Genomic DNA, 15903 nt, shown 5'->3' with positions numbered 1-15903 from the left:
ATGAAGATTCGCTCACAAATCGGCATGGTTCTGAACCTGGACAAATGCATCGGTTGCCACACCTGTTCGATCACCTGCAAAAACGTCTGGACCAGCCGCGAAGGCATGGAATACGCCTGGTTCAACAACGTCGAATCTAAACCCGGGATCGGCTACCCGAAAGAATGGGAAAACCAGGACAAGTGGAAGGGCGGCTGGATCCGCAATGCCAACGGCACGATCAACCCGCGCATCGGCGGTAAATTCCGCGTATTGGCGAACATTTTCGCCAACCCGGACCTGCCGAGCCTGGACGACTATTACGAACCGTTCGACTTCGATTACCAGCACCTGCACACCGCACCGCTGGGCGAGCATCAGCCCACCGCGCGCCCGCGTTCGCTGATCTCCGGCAAGCGCATGGAGAAAATCGAGTGGGGCCCGAACTGGGAAGAAATCCTCGGCACCGAATTCGCCAAGCGCCGCAAGGACAAAAACTTCGACAAGATCCAGGCGGACATTTACGGCGAGTACGAAAACACTTTCATGATGTATTTGCCGCGCCTGTGCGAGCACTGCCTCAACCCGACGTGCGCAGCAGCTTGCCCGAGCGGGGCAATCTACAAGCGTGAAGAAGACGGTATCGTCCTGATCGACCAGGAGAAATGCCGTGGCTGGCGGATGTGCATCAGCGGCTGCCCGTACAAGAAGATCTATTTCAACTGGAAGAGCGGCAAGTCCGAGAAGTGCATCTTCTGCTACCCGCGTATCGAAGCCGGCATGCCGACTGTTTGCGCGGAAACCTGCGTCGGGCGTATCCGTTACCTCGGGGTGTTGCTGTATGACGCCGACCGCATCAGCGAAGTGGCGAGCACCGCCAATGAGCAGGACCTGTACGAGAAACAACTGGAGATCTTCCTCGATCCGAATGACCCGGCAGTGATTCGTCAGGCTCTGGCCGATGGCGTACCGCAGTCGGTGATCGACTCCGCACAACGTTCGCCGGTCTACAAAATGGCCGTGGACTGGAAACTGGCGCTGCCGCTGCACCCGGAATACCGCACCTTGCCAATGGTTTGGTACGTACCGCCATTGTCGCCAATCCAGAACGCCGCCACCGCTGGGACCGTGGGCATGAACGGGGTCATCCCGGATGTCGACAGCCTGCGTATTCCACTGAAGTACCTGGCGAACCTGCTGACCGCGGGCGATGAAAAACCGGTCAAACGCGCACTGAAACGCTTGCTGGCGATGCGTGCCTACAAACGTTCCGAACAAGTTGACGGTGTTCAGGACCTGCAAGTGCTGGCGGATGTCGGCCTGAGCGTGGCCCAGGTCGAGGAGATGTATCGCTACCTGGCGATTGCCAACTACGAAGACCGTTTCGTGGTGCCGAGTGCCCACCGTGAAGACGCCATGAGTGACGCCTTCGCCGAGCGCTCCGGTTGCGGCTTCAGTTTCGGCAGCGGCTGTAGCGGCAGCTCCGACACCAATATGTTCGGCGCCAAGAAAGCCAACCGCCGCGACATCCTGAAGACCGTCCAGTTGTGGGAGGAATGAGCATGCAAATTCTCAAAGTGATTTCGCTGTTGCTCGATTACCCGACCGAGACGCTGATTGGCGGTCGCGACGAACTGGAACAGGCGATCATCCAGTCACGGGAAATCAGTCCGAAGCAGCGCGGTGCGTTATTCGAATTGCTGGAACTGATCTGCGCCAATGACCTGATGGACGGGCAGGAGCACTACGGTGCGCTGTTCGGCCGGGGGCGCTCGCTGTCGCTGCTGTTGTTCGAACACGTGCACGGTGAGTCCCGCGACCGTGGCCAGGCCATGGTCGACATGATGGCGCAATACGAAGAAGCCGGTTTTGCCATCGGCGTCAAAGAGCTGCCCGATTACATCCCGTTGTACCTGGAGTTCCTGTCCACCCGCGAAGACATCGAGGCCCGCGAGGGCTTGGCGGATGTTTCGCACTTGCTGGCCTTGCTCGCGGCACGTCTGGAAGAGCGCGAAAGCGCCTATGCCAGCTGCTTCCGGGCGCTGCTGCAAATTGCCGGGGCCGAGCCGCATCAGGCGGTCGCCGACCTGCGGGCACAGGTCGCGGCGGAACCTCGCGACGACTCCCTCGAAGCCCTCGACAAAATCTGGGAAGAGGAGGCCGTGGACTTCCTCCAGGCCGAACAACAGGACCGTTGCAGTTCGCTGCCTAGCGCTCCGGGCAAGGCCCGTGAGGAAAGCGCGGTGCCGTTGCACTGGGTGGATTTTCAGCATGAAGGGTTGGCCGCCGCGCCAGCCAAGGAGGTAGACAATGTCTAAATGGAATCTGTTGTTGTTCGGGGTCTATCCCTACGTCGCCCTGGCGATTTGCCTGATTGGCAGCTGGGCGCGCTTCGATCTGTCGCAGTACACCTGGAAGGCGGGCTCCAGCCAGATGCTCAATCAGCGCGGCATGCGCGTGGCGAGCAACCTCTTCCACATCGGTGTGTTGTTCGTGCTGGCCGGGCATTTCGTCGGCCTGCTGACCCCGGCGTCGATTTATCACCATCTGATCAGCACGGAGAACAAGCAGTTGCTGGCCATGGTCTCGGGCGGGTTTTTCGGCCTGCTGTGCCTGATTGGTTTACTGATGCTGGTTAACCGACGGCTCACCGACCCTCGGGTCCGTGCCACCTCCAGCCCTTCGGACATCCTGATTCTGTTGGTGCTGCTGGCGCAATTGCTGCTCGGGCTGCTGACCATCCTCGCATCCACCGGGCACATGGACGGTTCGGTAATGGTAATGCTCGCTGATTGGGCACAGAACACCGTGCTGTTGCGTCCGGTGGAAGCAGCGGCGGCCATAGCGCCGGTCGGGCTGATCTACAAGTTGCATGTGTTTCTCGGCTTGACCCTGTTTGTGCTGTTCCCCTTCACCCGTCTCGTACACATGATCAGCGCACCGATCTGGTACCTGGGGCGTCGTTATCAAATCGTTCGTCAGAAGTATTGAGGAGACAATCATGTCAGGTGGATGCGGATGTGGTGGCGGTAATGGGGGCAGCGGTGGCTGCGGTTCTTCAAAAAAATCCGAGGTTGTTCTCGACATCGCGCCGGTCGCGGCAGCGCAGTTTGAAGCCCTGCCGGTTGAGCCCGCTGGGGCCGATGACACCCCGGCCCAGTTGATCGCCAGCAGTGAACAGGAGTGGCCGATCATCAGCGTCAACGAGGTGTCGATCACCCCGGAAGCGATGGCTCAGGAGCTGCAATATCACCCGGCCGAAAGCCGTGAGGAGGCGGTCTACCTGGCCGCCCGGGCACTGGTGATCCGCGAGTTGTTGCAGCAGCGCATCACCGAGCTCGGTGTGTCACTGGAGATTGGTGCTGGTGAGAACGAAGAAGAAGCGGCCACGCGTTTGTTACTCGAACGTGAGGTGAAAGTGCCGCAGTGCGACGAGGAGTCGAGTCTGCGTTACTACGAAAACAATCGCGGGCGCTTCCACAGCGCGCCGTTGCTGGCGGTGCGGCACATCCTGCTCGAATGTGCGCCAGACGATGTCGAGGCCCGCGAGCTTGCGCAGGGTCAGGCCGAAGTCCTGCTGCAGCAACTGGATGAGTTCCCCGGCAGTTTCGCCGAGCTGGCCGTGAAATATTCGGCCTGCCCGTCGAAGGCCCAGGGTGGTTCTTTGGGGCAGATCAGCAAGGGCCAGACCGTGCCTGAACTGGAACGTCAGTTGTTCACCCTGGCACCGGGTCTGGCCAGCAAACCGCTGGAAAGTCGCTACGGCTGGCATGTGGTCAGTGTCGATCAGCGAATCGAAGGCATGCCGTTGCCCTATGAAGTGGTGTCGACGGCGATCCGCACGCAGTTGCAGCAAGGCGTCTGGCAGAGAGCGCTGGTGCAATACCTGCAAACCCTGATCGGTGCAGCCGATATTCGTGGCATCCACTTGCAGGGTGCCGACTCACCGCTGGTGCAGTGAGCATCGAGGCAAACCGGGAGAAGTGATGAACGCTGTGATGCAGGATGGTTTTGGGCGGCAGATCGATTATCTGCGGATGTCGGTGACGGATCGCTGTGATTTTCGCTGTGTGTATTGCATGGCGAAAAACATGACGTTCCTGCCGCGTCAGCAGGTGCTCACGCTGGAGGAATTGCAGCGTTTGGCGACGCTGTTCGTTGGCCTGGGTGTACGCAAAATCCGTCTGACCGGCGGCGAACCGCTGATCCGTCCCGGCATTGTCGGACTGTGCCGCAACATCGCCGCCTTGCCCGGTTTGCGCGAACTGGTAATGACCAGCAACGGCTCGCAACTGGGCCGCCTGGCCCGGCCGTTGGTCGACGCCGGGGTGAAGCGGATGAACATCAGCCTCGATAGCCTGGACGGGCAGAAGTTTCGGGCGATCACCCGTAACGGCGACCTCGATCAGGTGCTCAACGGCATTGAAGCGGCGCGGGACGCAGGGTTCGAGCGGGTCAAACTCAACTGCGTGGTGATGAAGGGACGCAACTTCGATGAAGTACCGGCGTTGGTGCAGTACGCCATCGACCAGCGCATCGATATCAGTTTTATCGAAGAAATGCCCTTGGGCGACGTCGGTCGTTCCCGGGGTGAATCGTTGTGTTCCAGCGACGAAGTGCGCACGCTGATCGCCAGCCAGCATCGGTTGCTCGACAGCACCGAAAACAGCGGCGGTCCGGCGCGCTATGTGCGTCTGCAATGCCATCCCGAGACCCGGATCGGCTTCATCTCCCCCAACAGCCACAACTTCTGCGGCAGCTGCAACCGGGTGCGGATGACTGTTGAAGGCAAGCTGTTGCTGTGTCTTGGGCAGGACGATGCGCTGGATTTACGCGGATTGCTACGGCGCTATCCGCTCGATGACCAACCCGTAATCAACGCGGTGCAGAAGGCCTTGCGCGGTAAGCCGCTGCGGCATGATTTCAGTCCCGACGGGGAGGTACACATTGTCAGATTCATGAACATGAGCGGCGGTTGATCGAAATGCGGTCTTCAAAACAGAGGAAATCCAATGGGGCAGCAAGGGCGCTTCCACAGATTTTCTTTTGCCGTCTTCGGGCGGTTTTTTTTCGCCGGTAAATCTTGATATCGATCAATTGCAGAGCACTGCTTTTTCCGTAGCCTTCACTGCATGTTGTGGTTTTAAGTTTATTTAAGTCTATATGTAGTGTCTGGAGGCCAAATGCAGAGCACGCTGATCGCAGTAGGATGTAACCGCTTGCACAAACGCGATGGCAGTCAGGTCGCCTTCGATGCCGACAAAATCCGTCAGGCGTTGATCGCCGCCGGCAAGGCGACGGGAGAGTACGGCGAGGTTGAGGGTGAAGGCTTGCTTAACGCGGTACTGGCCAGGCTCGAAGGATTGCCAAGACTCCATGTCGAGCAAATCCAGGACCGTGTTGAGCGAGTGTTGATGGACGCCGGTTTTTTTCTCGCCATGCGCGCATACATCGTCTACCGCGAACAGCACGGCCGTTTGCGCCGCGACCGCCGCACCCTGGTCGAAGTGGCGACCTCGATGAACGAATACCTGGACCGCGAAGACTGGCGGGTCCAGGCCAACGCCAATCAGGGTTACTCCCTGGGCGGTCTGGTGCTGAACGTGTCGGGCAAGGTCACCGCTAACTACTGGCTGGACGAGGTGTACAGCGAGGCCATCGGTCAGGCCCACCGCGAGGCGGATTTGCATGTCCATGACCTGGACATGCTCGCCGGTTACTGCGCCGGCTGGTCGCTGCGCACCCTGTTGCACGAAGGGCTCAACGGTGTGCCCGGGCGAGTCGAAGCCGGTCCGCCCAAGCACTTGAGCAGCGCCTTGGGGCAAATGGTGAATTTCCTCGGCACCCTGCAAAACGAATGGGCCGGCGCCCAGGCGTTCAGCTCGTTCGACACCTACCTGGCGCCCTATGTGCGCAAGGACCAACTGAGTTTTCAGGCGGTGCGCCAGGCGATCCAGGAGTTCATCTACAACCTCAACGTCCCTTCGCGCTGGGGCACCCAGACGCCTTTCACCAACCTGACCTTCGACTGGGTTTGTCCGCAGGATTTGCGTGAGCAAATACCCGTCATCGGCGGTGAGGAAATGCCGTTTGCCTATGGCGACCTGCAGGTAGAAATGGAGCTGCTCAACCGCGCTTACATCGAGGTGATGCAGGCCGGCGATGCGAAAGGGCGGGTGTTCACCTTTCCGATCCCGACCTACAACATCACCCACGACTTCCCGTGGGACAGTGAAAACGCCGACCGTCTGTTCGAGATGACTGCACGGTACGGCCTGCCGTATTTCCAAAACTTCCTCAACTCGGACCTGCAACCCAATCAGGTGCGCTCGATGTGCTGCCGCTTGCAGCTGGATGTCCGCGAGTTGCTCAAGCGTGGCGGCGGCTTGTTCGGCTCGGCGGAACAGACCGGATCGCTCGGCGTCGTCACCCTCAACTGCGCCCGACTGGGCTATGTGTTCAAGGGTGATACCAGCGGTTTACTGCAGCGCCTGGACACGCTGATGGAACTGGCGATGGAAAGCCTGGAGGTCAAGCGCAAGGTGATTCAGCACCACATGGATGCCGGCTTGTACCCTTACACCAAGCGGTACCTGGGCACCCTGCGCAACCACTTCTCGACCATCGGCCTCAATGGCATGCATGAAATGCTGCGCAATTTCACCGGCGATGAGGAGGGCATGCACACCGAACAGGGCCGTCGATTTGCCCTGAATATGCTGGACCATGTGCGCGCCACGTTACTGCGGTTTCAGGAGGAAACCGGCCACATGTACAACCTGGAAGCGACGCCGGCCGAGGGCACGACCTACCGCTTCGCCAAGGAAGACCTCAAGCGCTACCCGGACATCCTGCAGGCTGGCAGCGCGCAAGCGCCGTATTACACCAACTCCTCGCAACTGCCCGTGGGCTACACCGAAGACCCCTTCGAGGCCCTGGAACTTCAAGACGAGCTGCAATGCAAATACACCGGCGGCACGGTCTTGCACCTGTACATGGCCGAGCGAATTTCTTCGACCGAGGCGTGCAAACAACTGGTGCGCAAAGCCCTTGGCCGCTTTCGCCTGCCGTACCTGACCGTGACCCCGACATTCTCCATCTGTCCGGTGCATGGCTATCTGGATGGCGAGCATGAGTTCTGCCCCAAGTGCGACGAAGCACTGCTGTTGCAAGAGCAGAAGCTCGACACCGTTCATTGATTTCGATCCACTCAACTGCAAGGAGCTTCACCATGACTGCATCGCAAACATTGCCCCAGGCTCAACGTCAACGCTGCGAAGTCTGGACGCGGGTAATGGGCTATCACCGCCCTGTATCGGCGTTCAATCCGGGTAAACAGTCGGAGCACCGCGAGCGGGTGCACTTCACTGAAAGCGCGGCGCTGGCCGGGCGCCAATGAGTCGAACGCTTCGGGTCGGGGGCATGGTGCCCCTGACCACTATCGACTATCCCGGACAGCTCGCCTGCGTGCTGTTTTGCCAGGGGTGCGCCTGGCGTTGTCGTTACTGCCATAACCCGCAGTTGATCCCGCCTCGTGGCACAGACGAAGTGGATTGGCGGCGGGTGTTGGCGTTTCTGCAGCGGCGTCAGGACCTGCTCGATGCGGTGGTGTTCAGTGGTGGAGAACCCACCTTGCAGGACGGTTTGCTCGGCGCCATGGAGGAGGTGCGGGCGATGGGGTTTCGCATTGGTTTGCACAGTGCCGGCATCAAACCCGCAGCGTTCGCCAAGGCGCTGACCGGGGCCGATTGGGTCGGTTTCGATGTCAAGGCATTGCCCGAGGATTGCCAGGCCATCACCCGGGTCGAGGGCAGCGGAACGGCCAACTGGCGCAGCCTTGAGCATCTGCTGGCCAGCGGTGTCGACTATGAATGCCGCACCACCGTGCATTGGCATCTGTTCGAGCCGGCGCGCCTGCTGATCCTCGCCAAGCGCTTGAGCGAACTTGGCGTCAAGCGCTTCGCCGTGCAACTGGTTCGCACCGAGCGGATGCTCGATCCGCTGCTGCCGGGCGTTTCGGCACAAGCCTTGCTACCTGACTTATGGGAGACCCTGCGCGAATTGTTTCCAGCCTTCGTGTTACGGGGGTGACCGAGGCTGAGGCCTAACGTTTAACGGTGACATCCACCCTTGGGTTTTCAAATGCGCTGCCTATCGGCAGGTATCAAACGGGGAGCATTTGATATGGCCAAATTAACGACAGCACAACGTATCGTCATCGGCTTTGCAATCGCGCCGCTGGCATTGATGGGGATGGCGTTTTACGCGTTGCACGACCTGGCGACGCTCAAGGAACAGGCGGCGGTGATCGTCACGCGCAGTGTGCCCCGTCCATTGGGTGGTGAACCGGATGATGCCGCACGGTTTTTAAGTCAGATCGCTGATTGAAGTGCCCGTGGACTCAAGTGTTGGTGGCAGTGTGATGATGAACATGCATCAGATGCAGCAAAATCTGAATGCCATGGTCAGCACTTGCGAGGCCTCGCGGCAGTCCGAGCAAACCGCACAGCGCGGGCGTGAGCAGGTCCAGGAAACCGTGGTTTCAATCGGCGCACTGGCAGATGGCGTCACCGACACCTCACCGACACCTCACCGCACATCGAGCAACTGGCGGGCCGGGTGCAGGACATCAGCAAGGTGCTGGATGTGATTCGCAGCATCGCCGAACAGACTAATTTGCTGGCCCTCAATGCGGCCATTGAAGCGGCCCGTGCCGGGGACGCCGGACGCGGCTTTGCCGTGGTCGCCGATGAAGTGCGCGCCCTTGCGCACCGCACTCAAGCGTCCACCCAGGAAATCGAGCAGATGATTGGCAACATTCGTCTCGATACCGGTCATGCAGTGACGACCATGCAAAGCAGCAGCAACCTGGTTTGAGCCACCCTTGAAGTGGCGCAACGGTCGGGCGATGCATTGGATGAAATCACCCGGTCGATCTCACAGATCAACGAGCGCAACATGATGATTGCCAGTGCCACGCAAGAGCAGGCATTGGTGGCGCGGGAGGTGGATCGTAATCTGATGGGCATTCGCAACTTGTCGGAGCAGGTCTTGCTGGGGGCCCAACATACTCACACAGCGGGTCACGATTCGGCGCAGATGGCGGGGGCGCTGCACCAGACAGTAGCGCGTTGTAAAGTCTAGGTAATCCTGGGTGGTGGTTGTGGGTGAGGGGCTCAGGACCAGCCCCAGAACTGCAACCACCAGCCGAACCCTACCAGGCCGATGGCGAGTACCAGGCAAGTGCTGCCCGCGCAGCGACGAACCTGGGAAATACCTTCTCGGTCCAGCCGTTTCCATCCCAGTAACAGGCTCCAGCCCATCGCAGCCACTAACAAACAGGCCCTCGCCGGTTGTACCCACTCCAGCAACAGCCCTTCATAGCGAAGCAATTTCACCGTTGTGGCCGACAGCCCGAGAAACAATCCCGCACCGCCCAAGGGCGTGAATGCCAGTACCAGGGGCCCATACAGTGCAGGATCTTGCGCCAATCGCGCCGCCACACGCAGAAGGACCATTAACGCCGTGCCCAACACCATCGAACTCAAACTCAGATAAACGACGATGCTGAAACCGTCGAGCCAACTGAAGCTGTCGTTGAGCTGCGGGTAATGGGTGAGCAGCCACCAGGGCGCGTTGTCCTCCAAGGCCCAGAGCTGGTCGTGCTCGACCAGCCATTGGGCGAGGGTTTGTTTGAGGGAGACGAACCATGGGCTAACCGTCCATTGAAAGGCGCCCATGGCGAGACCGATTACGCCGAACAGCAATAAACGCGCGTCCCACGGTGACAGCGTCTGCGCTGTCGCGTGAAGAATCTCCTGATTGCTGGAGCGGGCGATCAATTGAACGGCACCGCGTTGTCCGCTGCAGCGTCCGCAGGCGTGGCAGTCACTGGCGCCTTGCATACGACGGATATCGAGCAAGGGTGCGCAGTTGGGCGACGGCAGGCGTGGCGCGACATTTTCCATCCAGCGGTGTTCGTCGACCTGGAAATGCACAGGCGCCAGACGGGCGAGCAGGGCGAAGACGCCGCTGACCGGGCACAGGTAACGGCACCAGACCCGCTTGCCCCGGGCGAACAGCAGCCCGACGACGACTGCCGCGACCGTCGACCCGCCCAGAATCAACAGCGCCGCCTGAGCATAGTCATAGACGCTGATCAATTGGCCATAGAGCGTCGTCAGGCAGAACGCCAGCGTTGGCCAGCCGCCCCAACGTAACCAGCGGGGTACACCCAAACCTTTGCCGTAATGGCTGGCCCATTCGCTGAGTGAACCTTCCGGACAGAGAACGCCACACCAGAGCCGGCCGAACAGCACGATCGACAAAAGCACGAATGGCCACCAAATACCCCAGAACAAAAACTGCGCGAACAGGGTCAGATTATCGAGCATCCGTGCCTGGCTGTCCGGCAGCGGCAACACCGCCGGTAACACCAACAGCAATGCATAGAACAGTACAACGACCCACTGCACGGCACGAATGACGGGCGCGTGACGACGCATCCCGTCGCCCAGGCGCTGCAGCCATCGATCGCGGCGACTCAGCTCAGGCATGGGTTTTTTCCCCGGTACGTTGACGCAGCCATCCGCCGACGGTCAGCCAATAAGCTGCCAGCACCAGTAACGTCATGCCGCTGGGCGTCGCGCGATAACCGGCAAAACCGGCAAGGAAACCACCCAATCCATGGCTGTCGCTGAGCAAGGCACTGCTGTCCCAAAGCGCATCACCCACGAGGCTATACATCACCTCCGGCAACTCCAGGGCGAGTAGTTGACCGCCAATTCGCTCGGTGCCGCTGACCAGCAACGCCGCGCCGAGTACCAGCAAAACAGCTTCGCTGATGGCAAAGAATCGCTGCCACGAAATGAACCGGCGACTGCTGTGAAGCAGGGCAATGGTCAGCGCCGACAGCACCAGCCCCATTGCGCCGCCGATGGCAAACAAACCGAGCTGTGGACCTCGTAATCGAGCGCCGGCGCCATAGAGAAAGACCACCGTTTCACTGCCTTCACGGCTGACGGCGAGCATGGCCAGCAGTAACAGACCTGCGCCACCTTGCCGAGCCAGGTGGCTATCGGCGTGTCGTTGCAAATCGTGCTTGAGCGTGCGCCCGTGGCGGTGCATCCAGCCGACCATTTGCACGATCAGTAGGCTGGCCACCAGCGCGAGAGCGGCCTGGAACCACTCGCTGGCTGAACCGCTCATGGCCTCACCGGCAAACAGAATCAACACCGCCAGCAGGCCCGAAAGCATCAACCCAAGCACCACACCTGCCCACAAGTACTTCGCCAGTCGATCACCCTGATGCTGCTGGCTGACCCAGGCGTGGAGGATGCCGATCACCAGCAGCGCCTCGACGCTTTCGCGCCAGACAATGAACATTGATTGATTCATGAAAACTCCGTGTTTGAACGGGTCATTTCGCGAGGATGCCGCCCTCGGGCAGTTGCGGATTGAACTCGTCGAAGAAGGGGTAGTGCCCGGGCCTGAGAGGGTGAATCACTACGAAAGTCGTCACGCCTGGCGACAGTACTTTTTCAACCCGCAATGGCGTGCTCTCGAACTCGGCAGGCCCCTTGCCGATATTTTTCAGGATGATTTTGAAGCGCTGTCCGGCCGGAACCTCGAGCAACGCGGGGGAGAACTGGCCATCGCGCAGGCTCAGCTCATAGCTGGGTAACTCGGCATAAGCCGTCCATGGCGCCACTGCTCCGGCAAGCATCAGCCAGGCAATCTGCAGGCGCTTCATTCAATAGCCGCCTTTTTTACCAATGCCGGCGTAGATGAACTCGTAGTGCAATTCGCAGCGTTCAAACCAGGGCGCTACGCCGGTCTCCTTATCGGTATGACGGCCAAGGGACCCATGGCCGCCGGGTGGCAGGACGGTGAAGGTCAGCTGATATTTGCCTGGACCGAGCAGCTTTACATTGTCGCCATAGTGCGGGCCGTCATTGGCGACCATAGCGTGGAAATCGCCGTTGAGTTCATTCTCGTTGCCCTGTTTTTTAAGGTGGAACGAGACATTGAGATAAGGCACGAAACTGCCTTCCTGAAAGCCCTGTCGATTGTCCGCCGTGGCGCGAATATCGGCTTCCAGGTGCACATCGGAATCCGCAGTGGCCCGCATCATGCCGGCAGGCGCCATCTCGATCGGCTGCAAATACACCGCCCCGACTTCCAGCCCTGGGCACAACTGAGGTTCCCCGATCGGGTATTCCTTGGCCTGAGCCAATGGTGTGAGCAAGAGCAGGGCGAGTGACAGTGAAAAGGTCGTACGCATGATGTCTTCCTGGGCACTAACGAGTAGGAACCCGAGTGTAGGAAGCTTTCCTGCGAATAATAATGATTGTTATCAAGTTTTCAGCGATTAAGCCTATGACGGGGAGCGCTTTCGAAACCGCTCGGCGCGGTCGACGCTGTCGCTCATCTGCGCAGCCGCGTGAATCGTCAATGGATGCTGGGTGAAGCCGGGGCGGGGTGAAATGTAGGCGGCCATTTCGCGGGCGACGGCCAACTGTTGATCCGATCCTTGTGCCAGCAACGCGATGACCAGGTTTTCCAGGGCAATCACCCGGACACGAAGGTGGACCAGTTCTGCATTGGTCAATTCGGGGGGGGAGGAAAATGCTTCTGCATCGAGTGAGGTTCTCGCGCCTTCATCATCCCAGGTCGACAATCGAACAGGGCTCTGTTCTCCGGTAGATGGTTTTTTGCCATGCATAAGAAGCTTCTCCAGGTATTTTTATGTGCCTGCCCAAGGACCGGAAAAACGCGATGAGGTAGCCGATTTACCGGCAGGACAAAGCTTAGTCGTAAGACGGCCATTGAGTGAGCACTTTCGATTTCAGTCCTTGATCCGTATCAAGGTCACTTTTGCGCGAGGGATGTAGGTTGGAGGTCCATCCTAGAGGCGAACCGGGGATCGACATGGCCAAGAATTTTCCCATCAGCCCCAAGCACCCCGAACGTATTTGCTGGGGCTGCGACAGGTACTGTCCAGCCAACTCCCTGGCGTGTGGCAATGGCTCCGACAGGACAATGCACCCAGCCGAAATGATCGGAGATGATTGGTATCTGCATGGAGACTGGGGTATTGAACCGTTGGTCGCGGTAGAAGACGCGACGGACGATCCCGGCTTGAAGGGCTGAGCATCCCCCTGTAAACAAAGAAACCACCGGACGGAATTTTTTTTGAAATCAAGGGGTTGCCAGCCTCGGGAAATCAGTACATAATTCACGCCATCGAAAGCACTGACCGCTGAAAAAGCTCAATGTTTTCAAGGGGTTAGATCGTAGATCTTACTCAAAGTTTGTAGGCGTTTGATGTTGTGCTACATGACGTCAGATGTTTGAGGCCGAGTAGCAAAATGGTTATGCAGTGGATTGCAAATCCACCTACGCCGGTTCGATTCCGACCTCGGCCTCCACTTTAAACGAGCTCCGTAGATCTATGATTTACGGAGCTTTTTTATGTGAACTGTCCTGCAAGATTTAGTCTTGAAAAGGGCAGTCGCGAACTTGCTTCGCCGGAGCGGGATGTATATATTTCCCCTCTGCTGCACAGGCAGTCAGAACTGCCAGGTCGTTATTTGACAGTCTTCAGACTGCTTCACCGCGCTACCGCCCGAATGGCGAAACTGGTAGACGCATGGGACTTAAAATCCCCCGCTCGTAAGGGTGTGCCGGTTCGATTCCGGCTTCGGGCACCATCTTGCATTCCACTGAGCGCTTTTGAGTTCTTTGGAAGCCTTGAAAAACCTGCCTTCTGGCGGGTTTTTTCGTTTTAGCATTCCGTCGGAATCTTGCCCATTCTTCTCGAATCCATTCATTTAGAGGGTAAAGTTAGGGGTAGTCTTTGGTTCGATTAAGGATAGTACCCTTATGTCGCGCACAACTGCTCCGCTTACCGACGCTGCCTGCCGTTTAGCCAAGCCAACAGACCGTCCCTACAAGCTTTTCGACGGCGACGGTCTCTATCTCCTAATCCAACCCAATGGCCGTAAAGGCTGGCGTCTCAGGTACGTAAAGCCTGACGGCCGGGAGGGGTTGACCTCCCTCGGCAGCTATCCGGTGATTGGCCTTGCCGATGCGCGCCAGAAGCGTTTAGATGCGAAGCGGATGCTCGCAGACGGCATTGATCCCGTTGAGAACAAGCGTAAAGCCAAAACGGAAAATGCTGTCAACGGCCGTACCTTTGAAAGCGTTGCGTTGGACTGGCACAAGAACATGTCGGCCAGATGGACACCCGACCATTCCAAAAATGTGTTCAACCGTCTGAATAACTATGTTTTCCCGTTTATCGGTGCTCGCGCGATTGCTGATCTCGATACTTATGATCTGATGCAACCTTTGGAGGCGATCAGAAAACGTGGAACGATTGACGTCGCCTTAAGGGTACAAAGATACCTGCAAAGTATTATGCGTGAGGCAAAACGCCTTCGTCTTATTCCGATAAACCCTGCGTACGATCTTCAGGGCTTGATCAAAGCGCCGCGAGTCTCCCATCGGCCTGCATTGCCCCTGTCACGCCTGCCTGAATTGCTGGCACGAATCTATGCCTACAAGGGCCGAGAGCTGACCCGGCTAACGCTCATGCTCTCGCTGCACGTGTTTGTTCGCTCGAGTGAGTTACGTTTCGCTCGTTGGTGTGAGTTCGACCTTAAGCGTTGCGTATGGGAGATCCCGGATACTCGGCCGGAGCTGGAGGACGTACGCCATTCAACACGGGGGACGAAAATGGCGGGCGATGTTCATCTAGTGCCTTTATCGCCGCAAGTTGTGGCCGTGCTTGAACAGATCCACACCCTCACTGGCACATTCGACCTGGTGTTTGCCGGTGATGCTAGGGCCTGGAAGCCGATGTCAGAAAACACCGTGAACAAAGCGTTGCGCACCATGGGATACGACACGAAGACAGAGATTTGTGGTCACGGATTCCGCTCAATGGCCTGTAGCGCACTGATCGAGTCAGGTCTGTGGTCTGAGACGGCCATCGAAAGGCAAATGAGTCATAGAGAGCGCAACAGCGTTCGAGCTGCCTACATTCACAAGGCAGAGTTCATTGAGGAGCGTCGGTTGATCATGAACTGGTGGAGCCGGTACCTTACGGCGAATCTTCAGGAGCATGTCACGCCTCATGAGTTTGCGAATCTGGCCGGCGAGAATGTCACTCGATTGGCGACAAAAAGATCGTTCGCCAATTGATGCCCTCACTCCGGATAATTTCGACGTGACCACGCGGATCGTGTGCAGTGTCCTGGGCTCAAACTGAGGTGTTAACTTCAAACGGTGACGATGGATGTTACCGCTACACTTGAGCGCTTCTGATGGGCGTTCGTTGTTTTTCGAGTTGCCGCTGGAGGACTGGAGTTCACGCGTCATCTGAGGCGTCGGAAGACACTCACAATATGACGGTCAACATCTGATTTCTACGGGCTAATGATCGCGATACGCTGCCCTTGAGTCGGATTTTTTATTGCGCAGGAGAACACCATTTGGCAAGACATCTCAGCTTCGAAGCAAAAATGAAGCGCGTGGGTTGAATGCACCAGCATCCAGCCCTGCCGCCGGCACTGCCGATTGTCTCTGTAAGTCCAGCTATGGCTCTTGTTCCGCGCACAAAGCGCTGCGAGTCTAGAGTCTGTTATTTACAGTCAAACTCTTGCTCTCCGAAGAACATTTTGACTGGGCTCTAGGGCGGTGTTTTCAGGTCGATAAATCTTTTGTTTGCCCCCAGTTTTGCCCCCATTCGCAAATCATGCACGGGCGATCGAGATTGGGGATCCTAACTGCGTTCCGGTTTAGCCATTGATGGAGTTCAGTGGTAACCGGCCAGCAAACACACCTTTCTGACCCCACCGCCAAAGGCGATGGTGTCCACCTATTTAAGTGGACACCACTTCTAGCCTTTTAAGAGGGTCT

16 protein-coding genes, 2 tRNA genes and 1 pseudogene are annotated in these 15903 nt (G+C 58.2%); 14 read left to right on the top strand and 5 right to left on the bottom strand.

What is annotated here, in order from left to right; translation table 11 throughout:
• The 10 genes and pseudogenes from narH (at position 1) to ACXPVS_RS25485 (ending at position 9123) form a co-directional block, all read left to right on the top strand.
• A complete protein-coding gene (narH, locus tag ACXPVS_RS25530; RefSeq protein WP_046047388.1) occupies positions 1 to 1539 on the top strand; it encodes a nitrate reductase subunit beta in 1539 nt (512 codons plus the stop codon).
• Between the two features lie 2 nt (positions 1540 to 1541).
• Complete coding sequence (gene narJ / locus ACXPVS_RS25525) at positions 1542 to 2297, top strand: nitrate reductase molybdenum cofactor assembly chaperone (RefSeq protein WP_458512374.1); 756 nt, start codon at positions 1542 to 1544, stop codon at positions 2295 to 2297.
• Positions 2290 to 2970 (top strand): respiratory nitrate reductase subunit gamma, encoded by a 681-nt coding sequence (gene narI, locus ACXPVS_RS25520; RefSeq protein WP_458512373.1) that lies wholly within the window; start codon positions 2290 to 2292, stop codon positions 2968 to 2970. Before narJ ends, narI begins: the two co-directional genes overlap by 8 nt.
• A 10-nt stretch (positions 2971 to 2980) precedes the next feature.
• Positions 2981 to 3940: a peptidylprolyl isomerase gene (locus tag ACXPVS_RS25515; protein ID WP_458512372.1), complete on the top strand. Its 960-nt coding sequence runs from the start codon at positions 2981 to 2983 to the stop codon at positions 3938 to 3940.
• Between the two features lie 25 nt (positions 3941 to 3965).
• Positions 3966 to 4958, top strand: coding sequence for a GTP 3',8-cyclase MoaA (gene moaA, locus ACXPVS_RS25510; RefSeq protein ID WP_458512371.1), 993 nt, complete (start codon positions 3966 to 3968; stop codon positions 4956 to 4958).
• A 204-nt stretch (positions 4959 to 5162) separates the two neighbouring features.
• A complete protein-coding gene (locus ACXPVS_RS25505; protein ID WP_458512370.1) occupies positions 5163 to 7178 on the top strand; it encodes a ribonucleoside triphosphate reductase in 2016 nt (671 codons plus the stop codon).
• Positions 7179 to 7210: 32 nt separating this feature from the next.
• Positions 7211 to 7378, top strand: coding sequence for an anaerobic ribonucleoside-triphosphate reductase (gene nrdD / locus ACXPVS_RS25500; protein WP_017338867.1), 168 nt, complete (start codon positions 7211 to 7213; stop codon positions 7376 to 7378).
• A complete protein-coding gene (locus tag ACXPVS_RS25495; RefSeq protein WP_458512369.1) occupies positions 7375 to 8070 on the top strand; it encodes an anaerobic ribonucleoside-triphosphate reductase activating protein in 696 nt (231 codons plus the stop codon). The genes nrdD and ACXPVS_RS25495 overlap by 4 nt, the downstream gene beginning before the upstream one ends.
• 207 nt (positions 8071 to 8277) lie before the next feature.
• Positions 8278 to 8824 (top strand): annotated as a pseudogene (locus tag ACXPVS_RS25490) (methyl-accepting chemotaxis protein); the annotation flags it as partial.
• A 113-nt stretch (positions 8825 to 8937) separates the two neighbouring features.
• A complete protein-coding gene (locus tag ACXPVS_RS25485) occupies positions 8938 to 9123 on the top strand; it encodes a hypothetical protein (RefSeq protein WP_458512368.1) in 186 nt (61 codons plus the stop codon).
• A 32-nt stretch (positions 9124 to 9155) separates the two neighbouring features.
• Here ACXPVS_RS25485 and ACXPVS_RS25480 read toward each other — a convergent pair whose 3' ends face one another.
• The 5 genes from ACXPVS_RS25480 to ACXPVS_RS25460 all read right to left on the bottom strand — a co-directional run bounded on the left by ACXPVS_RS25480 (position 9156) and on the right by ACXPVS_RS25460 (position 12703).
• On the bottom strand, positions 9156 to 10535 hold the full coding sequence (locus tag ACXPVS_RS25480) for a 4Fe-4S binding protein (protein WP_458512367.1): 1380 nt from the start codon (positions 10533 to 10535) through the stop codon (positions 9156 to 9158).
• On the bottom strand, positions 10528 to 11376 hold the full coding sequence (locus tag ACXPVS_RS25475) for an FTR1 family iron permease (protein ID WP_458512366.1): 849 nt from the start codon (positions 11374 to 11376) through the stop codon (positions 10528 to 10530). Before ACXPVS_RS25475 ends, ACXPVS_RS25480 begins: the two co-directional genes overlap by 8 nt.
• 22 nt (positions 11377 to 11398) lie before the next feature.
• Complete coding sequence (locus tag ACXPVS_RS25470) at positions 11399 to 11731, bottom strand: cupredoxin domain-containing protein (protein WP_458512365.1); 333 nt, start codon at positions 11729 to 11731, stop codon at positions 11399 to 11401.
• On the bottom strand, positions 11732 to 12262 hold the full coding sequence (locus tag ACXPVS_RS25465; protein WP_458512364.1) for an iron transporter: 531 nt from the start codon (positions 12260 to 12262) through the stop codon (positions 11732 to 11734). It abuts the gene before it with no gap.
• Between the two features lie 93 nt (positions 12263 to 12355).
• A complete protein-coding gene (locus ACXPVS_RS25460; RefSeq protein WP_458512363.1) occupies positions 12356 to 12703 on the bottom strand; it encodes a hypothetical protein in 348 nt (115 codons plus the stop codon).
• A gap of 206 nt (positions 12704 to 12909) precedes the next feature.
• Between ACXPVS_RS25460 and ACXPVS_RS25455 the strand changes: the two genes are divergently transcribed.
• The 4 genes from ACXPVS_RS25455 to ACXPVS_RS25440 all read left to right on the top strand — a co-directional run bounded on the left by ACXPVS_RS25455 (position 12910) and on the right by ACXPVS_RS25440 (position 15186).
• Entirely contained in the window at positions 12910 to 13131 is a 222-nt protein-coding gene (locus ACXPVS_RS25455; protein WP_458512362.1) for a DUF3079 domain-containing protein, read from the top strand.
• A gap of 204 nt (positions 13132 to 13335) precedes the next feature.
• Positions 13336 to 13409 (top strand) — tRNA-Cys (locus ACXPVS_RS25450).
• A 195-nt stretch (positions 13410 to 13604) separates the two neighbouring features.
• Positions 13605 to 13691: transfer RNA gene (locus tag ACXPVS_RS25445), tRNA-Leu, on the top strand.
• Positions 13692 to 13863: 172 nt separating this feature from the next.
• Positions 13864 to 15186: a tyrosine-type recombinase/integrase gene (locus ACXPVS_RS25440; protein ID WP_458369634.1), complete on the top strand. Its 1323-nt coding sequence runs from the start codon at positions 13864 to 13866 to the stop codon at positions 15184 to 15186.
• Positions 15187 to 15903: the final 717 nt, after the last annotated feature.

It is taken from the genome of Pseudomonas sp. Ma2-10, from assembly GCF_054330215.1.
Note: the sequence above shows the minus strand (reverse complement) of the source record. Positions and strands in the feature narration are given on the sequence as shown.

Excerpts from the sequence above, each read along its gene's own strand:
- narH (WP_046047388.1), top strand. The coding sequence starts at position 1 with ATGAAGATTCGCTCACAAATCGGCATGGTTCTGAACCTGGACAAATGC.
- narJ (WP_458512374.1), top strand. The coding sequence starts at position 1,542 with ATGCAAATTCTCAAAGTGATTTCGCTGTTGCTCGATTACCCGACCGAG.
- narI (WP_458512373.1), top strand. The coding sequence starts at position 2,290 with ATGTCTAAATGGAATCTGTTGTTGTTCGGGGTCTATCCCTACGTCGCC.
- ACXPVS_RS25515 (WP_458512372.1), top strand. The coding sequence starts at position 2,981 with ATGTCAGGTGGATGCGGATGTGGTGGCGGTAATGGGGGCAGCGGTGGC.
- moaA (WP_458512371.1), top strand. The coding sequence starts at position 3,966 with ATGAACGCTGTGATGCAGGATGGTTTTGGGCGGCAGATCGATTATCTG.
- ACXPVS_RS25505 (WP_458512370.1), top strand. The coding sequence starts at position 5,163 with ATGCAGAGCACGCTGATCGCAGTAGGATGTAACCGCTTGCACAAACGC.
- nrdD (WP_017338867.1), top strand. The coding sequence starts at position 7,211 with ATGACTGCATCGCAAACATTGCCCCAGGCTCAACGTCAACGCTGCGAA.
- ACXPVS_RS25495 (WP_458512369.1), top strand. The coding sequence starts at position 7,375 with ATGAGTCGAACGCTTCGGGTCGGGGGCATGGTGCCCCTGACCACTATC.
- ACXPVS_RS25485 (WP_458512368.1), top strand. The coding sequence starts at position 8,938 with ATGATGATTGCCAGTGCCACGCAAGAGCAGGCATTGGTGGCGCGGGAG.
- ACXPVS_RS25480 (WP_458512367.1), bottom strand. The coding sequence starts at position 10,535 with ATGCCTGAGCTGAGTCGCCGCGATCGATGGCTGCAGCGCCTGGGCGAC.
- ACXPVS_RS25475 (WP_458512366.1), bottom strand. The coding sequence starts at position 11,376 with ATGAATCAATCAATGTTCATTGTCTGGCGCGAAAGCGTCGAGGCGCTG.
- ACXPVS_RS25470 (WP_458512365.1), bottom strand. The coding sequence starts at position 11,731 with ATGAAGCGCCTGCAGATTGCCTGGCTGATGCTTGCCGGAGCAGTGGCG.
- ACXPVS_RS25465 (WP_458512364.1), bottom strand. The coding sequence starts at position 12,262 with ATGCGTACGACCTTTTCACTGTCACTCGCCCTGCTCTTGCTCACACCA.
- ACXPVS_RS25460 (WP_458512363.1), bottom strand. The coding sequence starts at position 12,703 with ATGCATGGCAAAAAACCATCTACCGGAGAACAGAGCCCTGTTCGATTG.
- ACXPVS_RS25455 (WP_458512362.1), top strand. The coding sequence starts at position 12,910 with ATGGCCAAGAATTTTCCCATCAGCCCCAAGCACCCCGAACGTATTTGC.
- ACXPVS_RS25440 (WP_458369634.1), top strand. The coding sequence starts at position 13,864 with ATGTCGCGCACAACTGCTCCGCTTACCGACGCTGCCTGCCGTTTAGCC.